Raw genomic sequence first — 17785 nt, 5'->3', positions numbered from 1 at the left:
TGAAATGCCGAGCATCTGTAAAACCCTGGCCTTTGAACAGGCCTCGATCAAATTCGCCGACGGCGGCGCGCAAGGCATTTTCGAAGGCTATGCGAGCGTGTTCGGCGTCATTGATGGCGACGGCGACATTATCGAGCCAGGCGCCTTTGCCCAAGCGCTCAAGACCCAATCTCGCGCTGTGGCAATGTTCTTCAATCACCGACGCAACGAGATCCCCGTCGGCAAGTGGCTGGATCTGGCCGAGGACAGCAAAGGGCTGCACGTGCGTGGCGAGCTGACTCCCGGCAATCCTCAGTCGGAAGCACTGAAGGCGGCGATGATTCACGGCACGGTCGGTGGGATGTCGGTCGGCTTCAGTGCCGCGAAAGGCGATATCACATCCATCGCCACCGGCTACTCATTTCGCAATGTCGCGCGCTTGAGCGAGATCAGCGTGTGCACGTTTCCGGCCAACGAAGAGGCCACCGTCTCCACGCTCAAAAGCATGGACACCATCGAAAGCATCCGCGATGCGGAGAGTTGGCTGAGAGATTCCGCTGGCCTCTCCAAGTCCGAAGCGCAGGCGTTGATCGCCCGCATCAAGTCCGCAGTTCGGAGCGAGTCCGAAGGTGGCGAAATCACCGCGATCTTGGATCGCCTCAAGTCCTTCCCAACTGTAGGAAAGTAAAAATGTCCGAATTGGCCCAAATCCAAAAGGCAATTGAAGACGCGCAGAAGAACATGACCGATCTGTTCGACGCGCAAAAGAAAGAAATCGCCTCCACTGGCGAAATCAGCAAAAAGCTTCAGGGTGATCTGCAAGCCGTGCAGGACGAGCTCAAGACCGCCGGTACTCGTCTGTTTGATCTGGAGTCGAAGCTTGCGGCCGGCAGCCTCGACAACCCGCAAAGCAAGAAATCTTTTGCAGCGCAGGCCGCTGAAGATCTGAAAAAGGGCTGGAATGGCTCTTCCACCGGCAAGGTGGATGTGAAGAGCTTCAGCAAAGCACTGGGCTCCGGTGCCGCATCTGCCGGCACTTTGGTTCAGCCGCAGGTGAATCCCGGCATTCTGATGCCTGGCCTGCGTCGCTTGACCATCCGAGATCTTTTGGCTCAAGGCCGAACCACTTCCAACGCCATTGAGTACGTCCGCGAGAACGTATTCACCAACAGCGCTGCTCCCGTTGCTGAAGGCGCACTGAAGCCTGAGTCGCAGCTGACCTTCACCAAGGAAACTGCCAACGTCAAAACCATCGCTCACTGGATCCAGGCCTCGCGGCAGATCATGGACGATGCGCCGATGCTGGAGTCCTATGTGAATGGTCGTCTGCTATTTGGCCTGGATCTGGTGGAAGAAGGGCAGCTCCTCAATGGTGACGGTACCGGCGACAATCTGATCGGCTTGAACAGTGTTGCCACTGCCTATGATGTTGCGCTCAATGCCGCTGGCGACACTCGGGCAGATCAGATTGCTCACGCCATTTTCCAGACCAGTGAGTCGGAGTTCGAAGCCTCTGGCTTGATTCTCAACCCGAGCGACTGGCACGCCATCGCGCTCCTGAAAGACGCTGATGGGCGCTACATCTTCGGTGGGCCGGCGGCATTTGCTGCCAAGGTCATGTGGGGGCTTCCGGTAGTGGCCACCAAGGCCCAAGCCCAAGGCACCTTCACCGTCGGCGGGTTCGACCTGGCTTCCCAGATATGGGACCGCATGGACGCGACCATTGAGATCAGCAACCAGGATCGCGACAACTTCGTGAAGAACATGCTGACCATCCTTTGCGAAGAGCGTCTGGCGGTGACTCATTACCGTCCGACCGCGATCATCAAGGGCGCCTTCACAGTTCCAGCCCCATAACCATAGGGTCGGGGTAGGAAACTACCCCGTTTGAAGATGAAGAAAATTCGGGCCCTGCGGCAGTTCTCTCACTATCACGCCGGCAACTTCGATCAATTCGAGGTCCGCAATGTGCCAGACGAATACGCTAAAGCATTGATCGGAATGGAATTGGCAGAAGCCGTTGCAGGCCCTCCAATACCAGAGCCAACCACAACCACCTCCAAGAAGCCAGGAAGTAAAAATGACCGTAATCGTCACGGATCTGATATCGATTGATCTGATGCGCAAGCATCTGCGTGTTGATCATCAGGACGAAGACGATTTGATCGAGCTGTACGCTGAATCGGCTTTGGCCTGGGCTCTGTGGTTCTGCGACAACCCGAAGTTGATGGCGGCTGAGGATTTTCCTGCCAGCTTCAAGGCAGCGCTGCTATTGCTTCTCGGGCACTCCTACGCAAGCCGCGAGGCGGTTGTAACGGGCACGATTGCGACCGAGCTGCCCTTTGCTGTCGAGTCGCTTCTTTGGTCTTCGCGGAATTGGCATGGTCCTGCTGACGAGGTGACGCCATGAAGGCAGGTGTGCTGCGTCACCCCATCGTGATTCAACGCCCTGATTACGTGCAGGATTCTGTAACCGGCGAGATGACAATGGTTGCCTGGATGGAGGTAGCCAAAACTTGGGCTGCCATCGAGCCACTGTCAGCTCGAGAGTTCATAGCAGCGGCGACAACCCAGACCAAGGTATCGGCTCGCATCGTCATCCGTTACCGAGATGATATCGACGCAACAATGCGTATCCTGCATCGGGGCAAGATCTACAACATCGAAGGCGTGCTGGCCGACAAGGACAGTGGCCGCGATTATGTGACGCTTCCGGTAAGCGAAGGGGTCAACGATGGTTGAAGCCGTTGAATTCAGCTTGACTGGCCTGGATTCCCTGCTGGGCAAGCTGGAAGCCGTGACGTACGACATGAAGCGCAAGGGTGGCCGTTCAGCCCTGCGACGCGCGGCACAGCTGATTGCTGATAAAGCGAAGGAGGGAGCTCAGGCCCTAGACGACACCGAGACCGGCCGATCGATAGCGGACAACATCGCGCTGCGCTGGAGTGGCAAGCTATTCAAATCCACCGGTGATCTCGGCTTTCGGGTTGGCGTTCTGCACGGGGCGGTGCTGGCGAAGAAAGGGGAGAGCGTCGACCTTTCGGAACGCGCGCCAACACCTCATTGGCGACTCCTGGAATTCGGTACCGCCAAGATGGCCGCCACTCCGTTCATGCGCAAAGCTCTCGCAGACAATATCGCGGAGGCCACCAACATATTCATCACCGAATATGAAAAGGCCATTGATCGGGCCATCAAGCGCGCAGCGAAGAAGGCCGCCAAATGAAGTATCCACCAATCTTTCAAGTTGCTGCCGCTGCCCCGGCGGTGACCGCGCTGCTCGGGTCGAGCCCTGTGCGGCTATACCTTTTCGGCCTGGCCCCTGAAAAGCCTGTCGGCACCTATTGCGTGTGGCAGGTCATCAACGGCTCGCCTGAAAACTACCTGGCTGGCCGTCCTGACACCGAGGCTTACGGCCTGCAGGTCGACGTGTACGCCTCGACCGCGGCGGCCGCTCGAGCAGCGGGCCATGCCATTGAGTACGCGATTGAGCTGACCGCCCACATCACCAGCTACAACGGCGAAACCCGCGACTCCGAAACCGGTTTGTATCGATACAGCTTCGACGTTGACTGGATAGTCCAGCGCTGATGTACCCAGCCCGCCATGTGCGGGCTTTCTTTTGCCCGACACTTGGAGAAAGCCATGTCGATTTTGACCCAAGGCACGCAGATCTACGCGCTGGTGCCAACTGCTGCCGATCCCTCTGCGCTCGAAGTGATCGAGATCCAGTGCGCGACAGCGTTCAACCCGGGCGGCAACCCTGCTGACCAGATTGAAGATACTTGCCTCAGTGACAAGGTTCGCAAGTACCTTCGCGGCTTGCGTACTCCGGGTCAGGCCACCCTGACGCTGAACGCTGACCCACGCAACGCCTCCCACGTGCGGCTGCATCAGCTGTCGGAAGACGACACCATCGACAATGTGAGTTGGGTGGTGGGCTGGTCCGATGGCGCCGCAGCGCCTGGCATTGGCCGCGGCGTTTCGTCCGTCACCGTCAGCAATGGCGGCACTGGCTACACCGGCACCCCGACCGTTACCTTCTCCGCGCCTCCGGCTGGCGGCACCACCGCAACCGGCACCGTGACCGTGAATGCCGGCGTCATCACTGGCGTCGTCATCACCAATCCGGGTTCCGGCTATGTGACCGCCCCGACTGCCACCTTCGCCGGCGCCGGCACTGGCGCGGCCGGTACTGCCGCGCTGGGCGACTACGACTTCAGCCTGCCGACCACCCGCACCTGGTTCCTGTTCGACGGCTATGTCAGCGACTTCCCGTTCGACTTCGCAGCCAACACCGTCGTCGTCACTTCCGCAACCATTCAGCGATCGGGCGGCTCCGCCTGGATCCGCAAAACCGTGTGAGGATGTCCATGAAGCTGAATATCGAAACTCTGTCGAGCATCGGTGCGTTCACGGGCCGCCCGGTCGAGCGTGAAATTAAGTGGTTGCAGGGCGGCCAAGAGATCGTGGCCACTGTGTTCGTGCGGCCGCTGGGTTACCAAACGGCAGTCAACGATGTGTTGTCCGCCACTGGCAAGGTTGAGACCTATGCCGGCCGGATCGCGGCCAGTATCTGCGACGAGGAGGGCCGTCCAGTCTTTGCCGTTGCGGACATCACCGGCGACGCTGATCCCAATCGGGGCGCCCTGGACGGCAATTTGACGGTCGCATTGATGATGGTGATCGCCGAGGTCAACAACCTGGGAAAGACGATCAGCTCTCCGATGTCGACGAGCTCTGGCACGAACTCGTCCTCTCCGGCGTCGGCGGAAGAACAATCGCAGAGGCCCGGGAGCGACTCAGTCTGAATGAGTTCAGGTCTTGGGCGAAGTACCGCGCGCTGCGCGGCTCACTGAATGTCGGCATGCGAGTCGAGCGGGGGTCTGCCTTGCTCGCAACTCTGTATGCCAACACCCACAGCAAGGACGGCGGCTACAAGATCTACGACTTCATGCCCCATGAGGTCGAGGCGCCTATCAGCTTGGATCAAGCCATGGAGTCGTGGGCTTGACGTCTTAACCGCCCGGAGAAAATGAATGGCCTCGAAATCACTGGGCACGCTTACTCTCGACCTTATTGCCAAGATTGGTGCATTCACCGGCCCTCTGGACAAGGCAAGCCAGGAGGCCAAGAAGCGCAATGCCGAAATTGCCAAGTCATTCGACAATCTGGCGAAAGGCGTTGGGGTAGCCATCGGCGCCATTCCGGCCGTGCTCACCGCAATGGTTGTCTCTTCTGCCAATGTCGCAAAAGAGATTTCCAACCAGGCAGCGCTGGCTGGTCTGGGCACCACTGAATTCCAGAAGTATGCAGCCGGCGCGCGAAGCGTTGGGGTTGAGCAGGACAAGCTGTCTGACATCCTCAAGGACGTTAACGACAAGGTCGGCGACTTCCTTTCTACTGGGGGTGGCGAGCTCCAGGACTTCTTTACCAATATTGCCCCGAAAGTCGGGGTGACGGCCGATCAGTTCAAAAAGCTGAACAGCAAGGAAGCGCTGGCCCTGTACGTCACGAGCCTGGAGAAGGCCAACGTCAACCAGCAGGAAATGACCTTCTACATGGAGGCCATTGCCAACGACTCTACCGCCTTGGTTCCTCTGTTGCGGAACAATGGCAAGGCGTTTGATGAGCTTGGCCAGGCGGCGCTAGATGCCGGCGTGGTCATGGATGAATCGACCATTGCTGCCGCAAAGCAGTTCGGCACCGAGCTCTCTGGCCTGGGCAAATACCTGACCTCGGCGAAGACCATGCTGGCCGCCGAGTTCCTCCCGGTGCTGGCGCAGTTCTCGAAGGACGTGAACCAGAGTGCGAAGGATGCCGGTGGCCTCAAAGGGCAGGTCGGCGAACTTGGCGAAAAGATGGTCACGGCCACTGCGTTTGTCGTCAACGCTGGAGATGGTGTCGCGCGTGTTTTCAAGATTGTCGCCAACACGTTGGTGGGCACTTTCTCGACTGCGGTCGGCTATATCCAAAAGCTGGACTCCAGCGCAAACGCAGCGCTGTCGCAGCTTTCGTTCGGTGACACCAGTAAGGAATTCGCTGCCAACGCGAACCAGATGGCTGCGGCCGCCGAGCTGAGCTTCGGAATCGCCAGAGAGGCAGCTGAAGACAATCGCAAGGAGTTAGAAACCCCTCTCTCTGGAGATCGATTCAAAGAGTACGTGGCCAATGCCAAGAAAGCCGCGGCTGAGTTGGCCAAAACAACCCAGACAACAACGCCTGGTACGGGGAGCAACGTTGATCCTGCAGCGGCCAAGAAAGCGGCTTCGGACGCGGCCGCCGCTGCGAAGAAAATCCAAGACTCTTTCGACTCAACGGAAACCGACCTCAAGCGCCAAATCGAACTGATCAACACCACAACCGATGCCCGTAAAAATGCTACTGAGGTTACAAAACTGCAGTTCGAGTTCGAGTCAGGGAAACTTGCTGGCCTCAATGACCAGCAGAAAGAGCGCCTAAAGGGCCTGGCCGAAGAGCTTGATAAACGGACGAAACTGCAGCAGGCGAACAAGGACGACAAAGACGTACGCGAGTTCCAGTACAGCGTCGATCAGCAGCTGACAATCGATCAGCGCGGGCTGGATTCAACCTTTCTGAATGCCTACGACACCGACGAAGTGAAGCGTCGTGTTTTGGAAATGCTTGCCATCGAGCAGGACTACCAGGATCAGCTTGAGTTGCTTCGCCAGCGTCACGAAGGTGGGGATGTGTCCGATTCTGTATTCGAGCGTGAAACCGAGGCTTTGCGGAAAGCTTTGGATGATCGCAAAAAGATGCAGGAGGATTATTACCTTAAGGTCGACGACCTCCAGAAAAACGGCGCTGCGGGCTTCATCAGTGGGTTTGCCACCCAGGCTCAGGCCAGCATGGATCTTTACGGAAACATGAAGGCAGTCGGCGCCGACACGTTCTCAAACCTTACAGATGCCATGACCGAATGGGCCGAGACTGGAAAGTTGGATGCCAAAGGCCTCGCTGCGAGTTTCATCCAGTCGGTTGGGCACGCACTTCTTTCCTATGCAGCTGCTCAGGTCGCCATGGCCGGGTTGAGTGCGTTCACCGCCATGATCGGTATTCCTTTTGTTGGGCCCGTTGTTGCACCTGGCGCGGCGATCGCAGCGACAGCTGCGGCGGGGGTGATGATGACGGCCGTAGGCTCGGCCCTAGACGGCCAGGCGCACGATGGTATTGATTTTGTTCCAGCTGACGGAACGTGGAACCTGAAAAGAGGTGAGCGCGTCACCACTGCTGAGACGAGCGCAAAACTTGATCGAACGCTTGACCGGGTGTCCAGGGATTCCGGTGGCGGCGGCTCAGGGAAGGCGCCCGTCGTCAACCTGATCGAAGACAGCAGCCGCGCCGGGCAGTCGTCCAGCCGCATGCAGGACAGCCAATGGGTCATCGACGTGGTTGTCTCGAACATCATGGGCGAGGGCGAGATCCACGACGCCAACTCATCGAAATATGGCCTGCGCTCGCAGGGAGCATAAGAGGAAAAGGAATGGCTACCCCGATTGAGATTTGCTACGCCTCGGCGGGTAGCGACCTGATCATTAACACCCTGGAGGCCGTGTGCAGCATCTGGGCTGAGCCGATCACTATCTGCGCGGGCTTTGACGACTACGTGTGCGGAACGGAAGACAGCCGGACCCTCACCTTTACAGCCATGGGCTTCGATGAGGCCCTGCCCAAGCGCGACAACAGCGCATTCCAGACCCTGACGATCGCCTTGGATAACACCTCTGGCATGGTGCAGACCAAGCTGGAGGAGGCCAGGGTGGCGGAAGCGCGGGTGACTGTCACTTATCGTCGCTACCTGGAAAGCGACCTGACCTTCCCGGCCGAGCGCTTTCACCTGAGTCTGCTCAACCGGCAGTACGACGAGACGACGGCCACGCTCACCTGCGGACTGTTCGATCTGCTGGGGACCGAGTTTCCGCGCAAGAAGCTGACCGCCAATGCCGCGCCGGGCCTGATCTATGTCTGACCTGGCCAAGTACATGCGCGCCCCCTATGTGGACGGCGCGCGCGGGCCGCTGGCGTACGACTGCTGGGGTCTTTGCATCGCCATCCGCCATGAGGTCTTCGGCCTGGAACTGCTGCCCAGTCTCGGCAATGTCGGCCGCAACCGCCTGCGCGACAACACCGAGGCTTACCGCGAATTGAAAATCGGCATGCAGGAATGCGCGCCTGAGCCTGGTGCCATCGCCGGGGCCTTCCGTGGTCAGCTGATGGCGCACGTCGGCGTCGTGGTCGAGGTCGAAGGCCAGCTAAAAATCATCGATACCAATCCGGGCGGCGTCCGCGTCCGCACCGTGCGGGACTTTGAGTCCGATTACCCGAGAGTGGTTTACTACAATGACAGTCGAATTTTTCCCCAACAAGGTCGCTGATTCGGCGCCGCTGGCCGTCTTCAAGACCGACCGCCGCATGACACTGGAGGAGTGGCTGATCTCGCAGGCGCCCAGCTACAAGCGCCGCGAGAGCGCCCCGATCAGCATCGCGCTGAACGACGAGATCATCGAGCCGCGCCTGTGGCACAAGGTCAAGTTCAAGCCGTCCGACAGCGTGCAGATCTGGCGCGAGCCGAAAGGCACTGACCCGTTCTCGATGGCGGTCCTGCTGGTGGCGGGCGCCAAAGCAGTCAGCAAATTCCTGACGCCGAAAATGCCCGGCACGCCATCGACGGCCGGCACCGAGCAGGGCAGCCCCCTGGACGAGGCCAGCGCCAAGGGCAACAAGGTCAAGCTGGGCGACACCATCCGCCATGTGGCGGGCTTCCAGCGGGTCTTCCCGTCGTACCTGGCCGAGCCGCGAACCTACTTTGCTGACCCGCGCGAGCAGTGGGTAGAAATGCTGCTGTACGTGTCCGATGGCGACTGTGCTGTGCCGCTAAATCGCATGAAGGTAGGCGAAACCCCGATTATCTCGCTGGGCTCCGATGCCGTGGTGCAGGTCTACCCGCCCGGATCTGACGTATCCGGCGAAACCGCCTCGATGCTGTGGTTCAACGTGGCCGAGGTTGGCGCCAGCTCCAGCGGTGCGGCCGGCCTGGAATTGACCGTCGCCACCAGCCTGACGCCTTCAGCCACCGCGTCGGCCTACCAGTTCAATGATGACGCCATCTCGATCCCTGCGGGCAACGGCTCATTCCCGGCCGACTGGGAGGCGGGCCTGGTTATTCGCGTGCTGTCGCCCTACGTCTACACCGTCGTCGATGGCGGCGCCGGGCGTGACATTGTGCAAGGCCCGCTGGAGATGCTGAATCCGTTTCCGGGGCAAGTGATTGAGATCGCCGGGGCGAACGCCGGCAATTACGTCGTGCACACCTTTACGCCGTATGCGCCAGCCGTGCCGCCATCATCGGGCACCGCTTCGACGATTTTGGGCTCCAGTATTCCGTCGCGCTATGACTTCGACGTCACACCGCTGTCGGTCACGGTGACGCTGGGCGCTACGCCCTACGTGGTCAACCTGACGACGGATGCGGTTGATCTGGCCGGGCTGGTTTCCGCCTTCAACACCGCCAAGGGGTCCGCGCCATTCCTGGCCAGCGCCTCGGGTGGTCTTCTGCTGATTACCCAGTTCGGCACCTTTGGCGGTGAAACGATGGTTTCCAGTGGTGGCGCCGATATCCTCGGCTCCAGTCCGATCAACACCACCGGCACGGCGGCTACCAGCGGAACGCCCGAAGTCCCGGCGCAGATGACCCTGAACTATGACGGCGGCGCCCCTGTGGCCGGTCTGGCGCTAGGCCCCGACTTTGCCGCCATCGGCCCTCGCGGCCTGCGCTACCGGATCACAGCCTTTGCCCCGTCAATCATGACGGTCGAGCGCCTAACCTCATCCGGGGCCGTCGATACCGGCTGGCCTGGGTTTGATGTGATGGAGACGGTTGGCGGTCTGGTCACGCTGGACGCTTCTAACCTTGAAGGGGGGTATCGAGGTCCATTCGCTGCCGGACCAGAAAATGAGCTGATCACGCACATCGAGTATTCGATTCAGTTCCCTAGCGGCATTATCGGCCTCGGGAAAACAGGCGGATGGGAATACGAGATCACCTCGACGCATCACTTTGAGTACCGGGACATGGATATCGCCGGGGCCTGGACAGTGCTACCGCAGACCGTCAGCGGCGCCAGCCGAGACACGATGGGATTCACCTTCCGGCACACGCTGCCCTACCCGATGAAGGCGGAATGCCGAATCAAGCGGATGCCGAAGGGCGGCGGCGGTAACTCCTCGGAGTGGAACGATAACGTCAACTGGTACGGCCTGAGAGGGCTTCGCCAGACCCGCCCAGCCAGCTACCCCGGCATGACAATCATGTCCGTTAAAGTTCGTGGCGGCGACCGGCTTTCGGCGCAATCCGAAAGTCAGGTCAGCGTCGAGGCGACCCGCAAGCTACCGGTTCGCTCGGGCGGCGCCTGGCTTCCTGCGCAGGAGACCCGAGACATTGTGCCGTGGTGCCTGTATGTGCTGAAGGCCTTGGGTTACGAGGATGCCGACATTGACCTGGCCGAGTGGGACCGCCTGCATGATGTGTTCGTGGCGGCCGGACAGACCTACGATGAAACGATTGATGAGGGCAGCACCGCTAAAGACCGACTCAACGATGCACTGGCCTGCGGCTGGGCCGAGCTGACCATCAAGAATGGCCTGGTCAGCCTGGTTCGAGATGAGCCTCGCGCCGCGTTCGACCGCGAGTACGGTCCGAAAACGCAGACCTACTCGCCGCAGAACATGACCAAGGCGCTGACCATCAGCGGCCCTATGTCGTCCGCGAACGACTTCGACGGCGTGGACGTCGAGTATTACTCGCAGGCCACCTGGGCATGGGAGACCGTGCAGTGCCGCTGGCCGGGAGACGCGGGGCTCAAGGTTGAGAAGGTCAAGCTCCCAGGCGTGGGCAGCAAGAATCAGGCCTTCCGCTTCGGCATGCGCCGTCGCGGGCACCAGAAATACCGACAGGATACCTACAGCTGGGAGACGGAACTGGCCGGCATGAACTCGGGCTACCTGAGCTTCTGCGCAGTGGCCGGCAACATGCCTGGAAACTGTCAGAGCGCGCAAGTCGAAGCGGTTGAGCCGGTAGCGGGTGGATTCATTATCACCTCAACCGAGCCGCTGGATTGGTCTGCAGGAGGCGCGCACAAGATAGGGTTCAGCCGGCCTGACGGCACGCTTTCAGGCCCCTATCCAGCGACTCAGGAAGATGAATACCAGGTGATGATCGCCGACCTGGATTTTTCTCCGGACACCAGCATGGATATCAATCTGCCGCAGATCCTGTTCGGCCCTAACTCAAAATGGGCCTACCCGGTTCTGGTGACGCGATCCGATCCATCCGACGGCAACGTTTCCATGAAGGGAATGCCCTATGACGACAGGGTTTATCTCTACGACAACAGCGCGCCGGCGTGAACTAGCCAGCGGATAAAGAGGCAGTAAATGATTGCATACCCCGAGTTTCTGCCCTTGCCGCAGCGTGATGGTTACGGCTTCCAGCCAGTCAGCCCAATATCGAGAACGCAGCTAGCGAACGGGAGGGCGATTCAGCGGCGCAAGTTCAGGAACGTCCCCACCGTAGCCACGGTTTCGTGGCTATTCAGCGATGCCCAGGCTCAGTTGTTTGAGGGATGGTTCGAACACATCCTGATATCGGGCAGCCTGTGGTTCCAGTGCCCGCTCAAGACCCCGCTGGGCATGGATGAGCATCGAGCTCGGTTTGTCGATATCTATGACGGCCCGAACCTGGTCGGCGTGAGCCAATGGCGCTTTACCGCAAAGGTGGAGCTGTTCAAGCGACCGATTCTGGATGCTGACTGGATCATCACCGTGCCCGACTACGTCGCCATGACGGACATCTTCGACCGCGCCATAAACCGCGAATGGCCCGCAGGTTAGACCTGCGCCGGTTCACAAGCCGCCAACACAAGGTGTCTGTCTCAAGCTTTTCCGACGACTGACACATTCTTCATTCGGCCTACAAATTCTGCGCCGGTACACTGCCGACCGATCCTGTTTTGAGGTTGGTCGTAATGGTAAATCGCCGGCAATTGATAAAACTCAGCGCACTTGGTACCGCATCGTTTGCGGCGCCGACGGCTTACTCCGTGAGCGAGATGACCATGAGCTACAACACCGGCAATCCGATCGGCAGCACAAATCCGAAGGATCTTTTCGACAACGCAAAATGCTTCGATAGCTTCGCAAATGGGCCCGGGCCAACGTACAAAGATCGGCTTGGTGTGGACCGAAAAAGCATCCCTGGGATGATTGCTGAGTTTGACCAGTCTCAAGTAGCTCGTACACAGCAGTTTGATCATCTCCTTGAGTCCACTGGCTATTCCCTAGTGGGCGAATACGCTCCTGGGTTGCTGATTGAACGCTTCAATCAGTACGTCATGAAGGATGGTCAGCCATACCGACTTTCATCCTTGGCGACGGTTCCTTACACCACGACCGGTAACTGGGCGACCGAAAGCGACGCTTTTGTTCTGCTCGGGGATGATGTGTTGCGGCAGGATTTGGCAAACCCCGATAAGTCATCGGCTTTGGTTGTATTCATGCCGGCAGGTGTCGGAGCCATCGGGGGTACATTGCTTAGGAAGGTGCGAGAGCGCGTCAGCGTTCTTGATTTTATGTCACAGGCGATGATTTCCGACACCCAAACTGATAGTCCAGCCCTTGACCATCTACCCGCTTTTCTCTTGGCCCGAGCCCATGCAATGAACACTGGAGCCAAGTTGATCGTCCCGGCCGGCAACTATCGATGGGCAGGGTCGACAACTTTTGAAGTTGATCTGGGTAAATTCGGCTTTGAGGGTGAGGGGGATGTTAAAATCGACTGCTCTGCCTTCACCGGCTCTACGGCTGTTCATGTGTATTCTTCGCTTGCATACCCAGACTCGGCGTACCACAACTCGGCAAATAAATTCAAAGGAATGGCTTTCATAGGCGACAAAATTTTGGGGCGTTACGGCCTCCTGATTGGTCATCCGACATTCACATACAGCGGCCAGTGCTCTATATGGCATGTTACGTTTGCAAAGTTTGATAGAAATGTTCATTGCACACATAACGCGTGGCGTTACAGCTTCTGGAATTGCAACTTCACAAACGGGCTGACCCATAACTGGTACGCGCCTGCCGGACTTACCAACTCGGGCGAGGTTATGGATTTTTTCCACTGCCAGCTATTTGATGGCACCGGCGGCATTACGCTCGAGGCAAACGGGTTCTGCCTAAACCTGCACGGGTGCTCCGTACTTAACATCAAGCTCAGCATTCCCGGCAACAGCAACCGTGTGGTTTTTTTAGGCGGCAACATAGAAAACCCAGGAGCCACCATTTATTACGATTACCTCGATATCACCGGAACGACAAACGTGGTGGTGTATGACGGAACCACGCTGATCATGAACAACCCCCCGCTGTTTACTGACTCGCCTTTCAAGGTTGGCGCAAACTCATCTGTCGTTTTCATTGGGATCACATGGCCAGCGGGGGCTTTTCTTTTCGAGCAGGGCTCTGGGAACTTGAGCTATGTGAGCGGCGCCGGTATTGCTGTCGCTTACGGAAGTACCTTCCAGCCCTTGGCTGGTGCAAAAAAACCGACGCTTGGAAAGCTGGCAAACAATTTGGCCAACGGTGGTTTCGAGGCCGGAACGTTGGCGGCATGGACTTCAACGACCTTCGGTACAGCCGGTTCGACAGCGGTCGCCAGCGGTGCGGCTGCCAAGTTGGGTTCGTTTGGTGCCAGGCTGACCTCGTCAGGGGCGTCAGCTGGGATCAATACCGTCCAGTCTGTAGCTGTGAAGCCGGGTCAAATGGTTGCTCCCGGAGCATGGGCCATAGTTGTAACCCCTGCCGGATCTGGCATCAGCGGGCAAATCTCAATGGCGTTCCTGGATGTAGCCGGAAACGTAATTTTGTCGGTGGCAGAAACAGTGGCAAGCGCGTCCTGGGTTGTGGTCGGCTCCTCAATGACTAGGTATGCACCGGTTGGATCGGTCAGCGCACGAGTCACTATTAATGCCCAAAATGGTGCTGTCGTTGACTTTGATGATGTGATTATCAACGTCATGTGAAATAGAAAAATCGTGGCTTTAGGAGGAATCATGGCTCAAGTAGTAGTTCTCAACGGTGAGATCATCAAGGTTGGCGAATGGGACTACCAAGTGTATCAGGAGCCTGTTGCAACTACTCCATACCCAGGTCCTGGCATAGCGCCTGCTGATTGGGACAGCGGTATTGTCCTTGAGGAGCGAATCGGAAATCCGATACCAGAAGGAGCAGTACAGATGGGCTGCGATATTGTTACAGCAAACAGCGGTCGCGTTCTTTTGGCCACCGACTATTACAACCTGCGTGCTGAGGCGTACCCACCTATCAGCGATCAACTTGATGCTCTGTGGAAGGGTGGGGCCGCGGCGGAAGAAATGGCTGCAATTATTCGGGCAGTGAAAGACGAGTACCCCAAACCAGATTGATCACGCAGATCAACAGACAGCGCCCGCCCCGTAGCGGGCGCTTCCTGCGCTCAGCCGAGCGATGGCGCACCTAAGACAGATATCAGAAGGGATTTTAAATCCCCTCGGCGGGGCGCCAGATTTAGCGCCGAAGGTGTATTTTTTGCCTGCTTACCTTGTTCTTGAATGAGCCTGAGTCGCCTCGAATAGCAAGTAGCGCCGCACGGTAAGCGGCTGTCAGTCGCGAGCAATGCAGATCGCGAAGCTTTCGATAGGCCCACCTAAAGCCCTTGGAGGACTGGAGTTCGTGCTGATTCATCCCTGAAACCTCGCTTGCTAAGTCAGTTGCAAAATGTGAGATGGATCACAGTTGTGCGCGTCGGGTGAGGATGAAGCAATAGCGATTTTGTGGTAGGCCCATTTCCAGCCGTTTTTTGTTGAGGTGCTCATCCTTTCCCCCACATGCTTATCATCCATTTCCTGATGGTAGCTTGGAGATAATTAATGGCAACGATTGATTTCAGGCGTCAAAAAACGCTCTAGAGAAGCTCAGGTTTCTCTTTTACTTGAATAATGCATGATGATCACGTAGCAGAAGTTGCTGCTGAAGATCCTCCTTAAGTCCGCCAAGTGCGGGCTTTTTTACGCTTGGAGAAAAGTATGCCGATGACCGAGCAACAGCTACTGCAGATTCTCCCGAACGCCCGCCCGGTCGCGGGCGTTTTTGTTCCTGCGCTCAACCGGGCAATGGCGCGCTTCGAGATCGAGAGCCGCGTGCGTCAGGCGGCGTTCATTGCCCAGGTCGGCCATGAATCTGGCCAGCTTCGCCGACTGGTGGAAAATCTGAATTACGACGCAAAGGGCTTGGCAGCCACCTGGCCGAACCGCTACCGCGCCGCCGATAGCAACCCGAACTCCAAAGCCCTCAGCTTGGCCAAGCGCCCAGAGGTAATCGCCAACGACGCCTATGCCGGTAGAAATGGCAACATCCAGGCCGGTGACGGCTGGCGATACCGGGGCCGCGGCCTGATCCAACTGACCGGTCGCAGCAACTACCGCTCGGCCGGCGCAGCCCTGGGCCTGCCGCTGGAAGACGAACCTGATTTGCTCGAGCAGCCGGAGCAGGCTGCGCTGTCGGCAGCCTGGTACTGGTCGACCAACAGACTGAACGATCTGGCGGACGCCGGGCGCTTTCAGGACATTGGCAGCCTGATCAACACCGGTAAGCTTGGGCGCGTTCCGCACGGTGCCGCTGAGCGCAAGGCGCTGTATGACCTTGGCCTCAAGGTGCTGGTGTGATTTTCCAGTGGGGCCCCGGCGATATCGTGGCCGATGCTGACTGGCGTGCGCGATGGGTAGAGCGGGGCGAGTTTCAGGCCAAGACGGGTCAGCGGGCTGAGTCGTCGGCGCGGACAGAAGAGCAACGTCGGCAGACAGCCGTAGAAGGATTGAGGGCAGATGCCAAAGAACAGAGCCAGGTGGCGGCCGTTGATGCTGCTGGCGCTGATGTTGCTGGTGAGAGCGCGCACAACGCAGCCGACGGATTGACCGTCGCTGCCGGTAACCGCACCGTCGATCTCGGCATTGCCCGACGAGGCGAGGCAGCCGGCCGCGCCGTGATAGTGCTCTCCGACCTGCTCACATGGGCTGACGCTCGAGCGGGAGAGCTGACAAAGGCTTATGACGGAGCCCGAATAGCAGGCCTGGCCTGCGAGCTGCCTATACTGCCCTGACCAAATGATGGGAGGGAGGGCGTATGAAGGGACTCGGGGAGAAGATTGCGGCAGGCGAACCATTGAGGCAGCAGGCGCTGCAGGCGTGGCGCGAATACGAAGATGCGAAGGGCATCCTTCCGGCCGAGGAGGTTGAGCGACTGCGCGTTGAGGCTGAGTCGCTCATGGCTGCGGTTCAGCAGTACCAGTTCCGCGTGCTTGGTGGCCCGGCACAGACACTTCACTGAACTGGCTGGATCAGATGGGCTCCTTGATTCCGAACATTGCCGACAGCCCAGTCGACCTTGAACCATTCGAAGGTCTCGGCCGGCTCTCCCTGTAACAGCACCATCTGCTCGGCACGCTCTCTGAGTGTAGCTGGGTCCAGCCATTCTCGGGCCAGCTCCGGGGCCAGGACCACCAGTCGCCGGTCGTGCACGTCCACCATGCCACCGGCAGAGTCGGCAGTGATGATGACGAAGCCGTGGCGTTCCTGCTGCTCTTCGCTCTCGATCGGGAATTGGCCGATGCCGAGGTGACAGGTGAATTGATGATCATGAATTGGACGCCAGAAGCCCTTGGCGGTCTGTTTTGATGCCCGCGTAACGCTGGGGGTTTGGGGGGATTGATCCCCCAAAGAATGTGGAACGCTAAGTTGTTTTGATTTGCCCGTTGGCAGTGAAATTAGATGCAACGTTCTGATCACTCGGCTGGAGGTTTTTCGGATTTGTTTTTAATGGCGAGTTTGATGGCGAGCATGTCTTTGTATGCGCGTGCGCAAACTCCATAGGTCCCGACGATCAGTCGCGATAAAAACCAGATTACATCTGCGGCAAGCATGGCATATTTAACAATTATGAATGTCACAATAATAGATTGGCTTGTGCCTCTGTCTTCAGCTATCTGGACCAAGTGTTCGAGCCCTAGCGTTGCTAATCCAATAGTGAGGAACCAAAAAACATTATGAATCATCTCTTTAGCGAAATGAACATCTTCTGCTGTTGCTAAGGAACCAAAAATCCGACGCCAGCCCGTTCGGGTATCTGGGCTCCCATTCATTTTATGCTCCTGAAGCCATGAATCAGGCGCATAATAGAAATAAGGATGAATATAAATAGTGTGAGTGCGTCTATTATTATTATAATTTTTCCGACGATAAATAGAGATGAAATCAAGAAATTTGGGTATTGGAGAGACGTGAAATACTGGGCCAGCCAACTGGCACCGAGAGAGGAAAGTGCAATTATGGCGAATAGGGTGCAACCCGTTAGGATCTGAGTCGCGAACTGCACAAGGATTATAGTTCTGGATCTGATTCCTTGTTCCATAGGTTTTCCAATGGCAGGTGATTCGACAAGTTTGACGTGAAATGGGCACCGTTAAATGCTTGATGGATTCCTATGTGTATCTCTTTCTTTACGGGCTTTGAAATCGTACCTTCAGCATAGCTCAACCGATGGAAAGCATATGCGGAGTGTGTTCGGTCGGCAGGACGCCGGAGGAGGGGTGAAAATCGGTTCCAAAACTCAAGGGCGGCATCCTTGAGGAATGCGCCCTGTAGCAGGGCGGTAATCCAAAAGTTTTGGAACCGAAATTCGTTCCAAGGGGGCGGCGGGC

General features: G+C 57.9%; 22 protein-coding genes. 20 read left to right on the top strand and 2 right to left on the bottom strand.

What is annotated here, in order from left to right:
• Positions 1–4: 4 nt before the first annotated feature.
• From GUY40_RS11200 to GUY40_RS11105, 20 genes are all read left to right on the top strand, one after another.
• A complete protein-coding gene (locus GUY40_RS11200) occupies positions 5–667 on the top strand; it encodes an HK97 family phage prohead protease (protein WP_166569012.1) in 663 nt (220 codons plus the stop codon).
• Positions 668–669: 2 nt separating this feature from the next.
• Complete coding sequence (locus tag GUY40_RS11195; protein WP_166569011.1) at positions 670–1836, top strand: phage major capsid protein; 1167 nt, start codon at positions 670–672, stop codon at positions 1834–1836.
• Between the two features lie 30 nt (positions 1837–1866).
• Positions 1867–2094, top strand: coding sequence for a hypothetical protein (locus tag GUY40_RS11190; protein WP_166569010.1), 228 nt, complete (start codon positions 1867–1869; stop codon positions 2092–2094).
• Positions 2060–2389, top strand: coding sequence for a head-tail connector protein (locus GUY40_RS11185; protein ID WP_166569009.1), 330 nt, complete (start codon positions 2060–2062; stop codon positions 2387–2389). The genes GUY40_RS11190 and GUY40_RS11185 overlap by 35 nt, the downstream gene beginning before the upstream one ends.
• On the top strand, positions 2386–2721 hold the full coding sequence (locus GUY40_RS11180; RefSeq protein ID WP_166569008.1) for a phage head closure protein: 336 nt from the start codon (positions 2386–2388) through the stop codon (positions 2719–2721). Before GUY40_RS11185 ends, GUY40_RS11180 begins: the two co-directional genes overlap by 4 nt.
• A complete protein-coding gene (locus tag GUY40_RS11175; protein WP_166569007.1) occupies positions 2714–3205 on the top strand; it encodes an HK97-gp10 family putative phage morphogenesis protein in 492 nt (163 codons plus the stop codon). Before GUY40_RS11180 ends, GUY40_RS11175 begins: the two co-directional genes overlap by 8 nt.
• On the top strand, positions 3202–3570 hold the full coding sequence (locus tag GUY40_RS11170; protein ID WP_166569006.1) for a DUF3168 domain-containing protein: 369 nt from the start codon (positions 3202–3204) through the stop codon (positions 3568–3570). Before GUY40_RS11175 ends, GUY40_RS11170 begins: the two co-directional genes overlap by 4 nt.
• A gap of 54 nt (positions 3571–3624) precedes the next feature.
• Positions 3625–4344: a phage tail tube protein gene (locus tag GUY40_RS28775; protein WP_166569005.1), complete on the top strand. Its 720-nt coding sequence runs from the start codon at positions 3625–3627 to the stop codon at positions 4342–4344.
• Positions 4345–4352: 8 nt separating this feature from the next.
• Entirely contained in the window at positions 4353–4790 is a 438-nt protein-coding gene (locus GUY40_RS11160; RefSeq protein WP_166569004.1) for a phage tail assembly chaperone family protein, TAC, read from the top strand.
• Between the two features lie 80 nt (positions 4791–4870).
• A complete protein-coding gene (locus tag GUY40_RS28260; protein ID WP_256675707.1) occupies positions 4871–4993 on the top strand; it encodes a hypothetical protein in 123 nt (40 codons plus the stop codon).
• A 25-nt stretch (positions 4994–5018) separates the two neighbouring features.
• Entirely contained in the window at positions 5019–7472 is a 2454-nt protein-coding gene (locus GUY40_RS11150) for a phage tail tape measure C-terminal domain-containing protein (RefSeq protein ID WP_166569003.1), read from the top strand.
• 11 nt (positions 7473–7483) lie between these two features.
• Positions 7484–7969: a DUF1833 family protein gene (locus GUY40_RS11145; RefSeq protein WP_166569002.1), complete on the top strand. Its 486-nt coding sequence runs from the start codon at positions 7484–7486 to the stop codon at positions 7967–7969.
• Positions 7962–8375 carry a hypothetical protein gene (locus GUY40_RS11140; RefSeq protein ID WP_166569001.1) on the top strand — a complete coding sequence of 138 codons (414 nt, stop codon included), beginning with the start codon at positions 7962–7964 and terminating at the stop codon, positions 8373–8375. Before GUY40_RS11145 ends, GUY40_RS11140 begins: the two co-directional genes overlap by 8 nt.
• On the top strand, positions 8341–11406 hold the full coding sequence (locus GUY40_RS11135; RefSeq protein WP_166569000.1) for a host specificity factor TipJ family phage tail protein: 3066 nt from the start codon (positions 8341–8343) through the stop codon (positions 11404–11406). The genes GUY40_RS11140 and GUY40_RS11135 overlap by 35 nt, the downstream gene beginning before the upstream one ends.
• A gap of 27 nt (positions 11407–11433) precedes the next feature.
• Entirely contained in the window at positions 11434–11889 is a 456-nt protein-coding gene (locus GUY40_RS11130) for a hypothetical protein (RefSeq protein WP_166568999.1), read from the top strand.
• A gap of 224 nt (positions 11890–12113) precedes the next feature.
• Positions 12114–14075, top strand: a complete 1962-nt coding sequence (locus tag GUY40_RS11125; RefSeq protein ID WP_166568998.1) for a hypothetical protein — start codon at positions 12114–12116, stop codon at positions 14073–14075.
• 30 nt (positions 14076–14105) lie between these two features.
• Complete coding sequence (locus tag GUY40_RS11120; protein WP_166568997.1) at positions 14106–14477, top strand: hypothetical protein; 372 nt, start codon at positions 14106–14108, stop codon at positions 14475–14477.
• A gap of 639 nt (positions 14478–15116) precedes the next feature.
• Positions 15117–15755 (top strand): glycoside hydrolase family 19 protein, encoded by a 639-nt coding sequence (locus tag GUY40_RS11115; protein ID WP_166568996.1) that lies wholly within the window; start codon positions 15117–15119, stop codon positions 15753–15755.
• A complete protein-coding gene (locus GUY40_RS11110) occupies positions 15752–16189 on the top strand; it encodes a DUF2514 family protein (RefSeq protein WP_166568995.1) in 438 nt (145 codons plus the stop codon). The genes GUY40_RS11115 and GUY40_RS11110 overlap by 4 nt, the downstream gene beginning before the upstream one ends.
• A 23-nt stretch (positions 16190–16212) precedes the next feature.
• Positions 16213–16416, top strand: a complete 204-nt coding sequence (locus GUY40_RS11105) for a hypothetical protein (RefSeq protein WP_166568994.1) — start codon at positions 16213–16215, stop codon at positions 16414–16416.
• Here the strand turns inward: GUY40_RS11105 and GUY40_RS11100 are convergent.
• Together GUY40_RS11100 and GUY40_RS11095 are read right to left on the bottom strand one after the other, a co-directional pair.
• Positions 16410–16730 carry an SOS response-associated peptidase family protein gene (locus GUY40_RS11100; RefSeq protein WP_166569084.1) on the bottom strand — a complete coding sequence of 107 codons (321 nt, stop codon included), beginning with the start codon at positions 16728–16730 and terminating at the stop codon, positions 16410–16412. The two genes, GUY40_RS11105 and GUY40_RS11100, sit on opposite strands and share 7 nt — an antisense overlap.
• Positions 16731–16870: 140 nt before the next feature.
• Positions 16871–17227 carry a hypothetical protein gene (locus GUY40_RS11095; RefSeq protein WP_166568993.1) on the bottom strand — a complete coding sequence of 119 codons (357 nt, stop codon included), beginning with the start codon at positions 17225–17227 and terminating at the stop codon, positions 16871–16873.
• Positions 17228–17785: the final 558 nt, after the last annotated feature.

The sequence above is a fragment of the Pseudomonas sp. R5(2019) genome, from assembly GCF_009905435.1.
Taxonomy (GTDB): domain Bacteria; phylum Pseudomonadota; class Gammaproteobacteria; order Pseudomonadales; family Pseudomonadaceae; genus Aquipseudomonas.
Note: the sequence above shows the minus strand (reverse complement) of the source record. Positions and strands in the feature narration are given on the sequence as shown.

What these genes read in the sequence shown, in the direction of transcription:
- GUY40_RS11200 (WP_166569012.1), top strand. Translation starts at nt 5, where the DNA reads ATGCCGAGCATCTGTAAAACCCTGGCCTTTGAACAGGCCTCGATCAAA.
- GUY40_RS11195 (WP_166569011.1), top strand. Translation starts at nt 670, where the DNA reads ATGTCCGAATTGGCCCAAATCCAAAAGGCAATTGAAGACGCGCAGAAG.
- GUY40_RS11185 (WP_166569009.1), top strand. Translation starts at nt 2,060, where the DNA reads ATGACCGTAATCGTCACGGATCTGATATCGATTGATCTGATGCGCAAG.
- GUY40_RS11180 (WP_166569008.1), top strand. Translation starts at nt 2,386, where the DNA reads ATGAAGGCAGGTGTGCTGCGTCACCCCATCGTGATTCAACGCCCTGAT.
- GUY40_RS11175 (WP_166569007.1), top strand. Translation starts at nt 2,714, where the DNA reads ATGGTTGAAGCCGTTGAATTCAGCTTGACTGGCCTGGATTCCCTGCTG.
- GUY40_RS11170 (WP_166569006.1), top strand. Translation starts at nt 3,202, where the DNA reads ATGAAGTATCCACCAATCTTTCAAGTTGCTGCCGCTGCCCCGGCGGTG.
- GUY40_RS28775 (WP_166569005.1), top strand. Translation starts at nt 3,625, where the DNA reads ATGTCGATTTTGACCCAAGGCACGCAGATCTACGCGCTGGTGCCAACT.
- GUY40_RS11160 (WP_166569004.1), top strand. Translation starts at nt 4,353, where the DNA reads ATGAAGCTGAATATCGAAACTCTGTCGAGCATCGGTGCGTTCACGGGC.
- GUY40_RS11150 (WP_166569003.1), top strand. Translation starts at nt 5,019, where the DNA reads ATGGCCTCGAAATCACTGGGCACGCTTACTCTCGACCTTATTGCCAAG.
- GUY40_RS11145 (WP_166569002.1), top strand. Translation starts at nt 7,484, where the DNA reads ATGGCTACCCCGATTGAGATTTGCTACGCCTCGGCGGGTAGCGACCTG.
- GUY40_RS11140 (WP_166569001.1), top strand. Translation starts at nt 7,962, where the DNA reads ATGTCTGACCTGGCCAAGTACATGCGCGCCCCCTATGTGGACGGCGCG.
- GUY40_RS11135 (WP_166569000.1), top strand. Translation starts at nt 8,341, where the DNA reads ATGACAGTCGAATTTTTCCCCAACAAGGTCGCTGATTCGGCGCCGCTG.
- GUY40_RS11130 (WP_166568999.1), top strand. Translation starts at nt 11,434, where the DNA reads ATGATTGCATACCCCGAGTTTCTGCCCTTGCCGCAGCGTGATGGTTAC.
- GUY40_RS11125 (WP_166568998.1), top strand. Translation starts at nt 12,114, where the DNA reads ATGAGCTACAACACCGGCAATCCGATCGGCAGCACAAATCCGAAGGAT.
- GUY40_RS11120 (WP_166568997.1), top strand. Translation starts at nt 14,106, where the DNA reads ATGGCTCAAGTAGTAGTTCTCAACGGTGAGATCATCAAGGTTGGCGAA.
- GUY40_RS11115 (WP_166568996.1), top strand. Translation starts at nt 15,117, where the DNA reads ATGCCGATGACCGAGCAACAGCTACTGCAGATTCTCCCGAACGCCCGC.
- GUY40_RS11105 (WP_166568994.1), top strand. Translation starts at nt 16,213, where the DNA reads ATGAAGGGACTCGGGGAGAAGATTGCGGCAGGCGAACCATTGAGGCAG.
- GUY40_RS11095 (WP_166568993.1), bottom strand. Translation starts at nt 17,227, where the DNA reads ATGAATGGGAGCCCAGATACCCGAACGGGCTGGCGTCGGATTTTTGGT.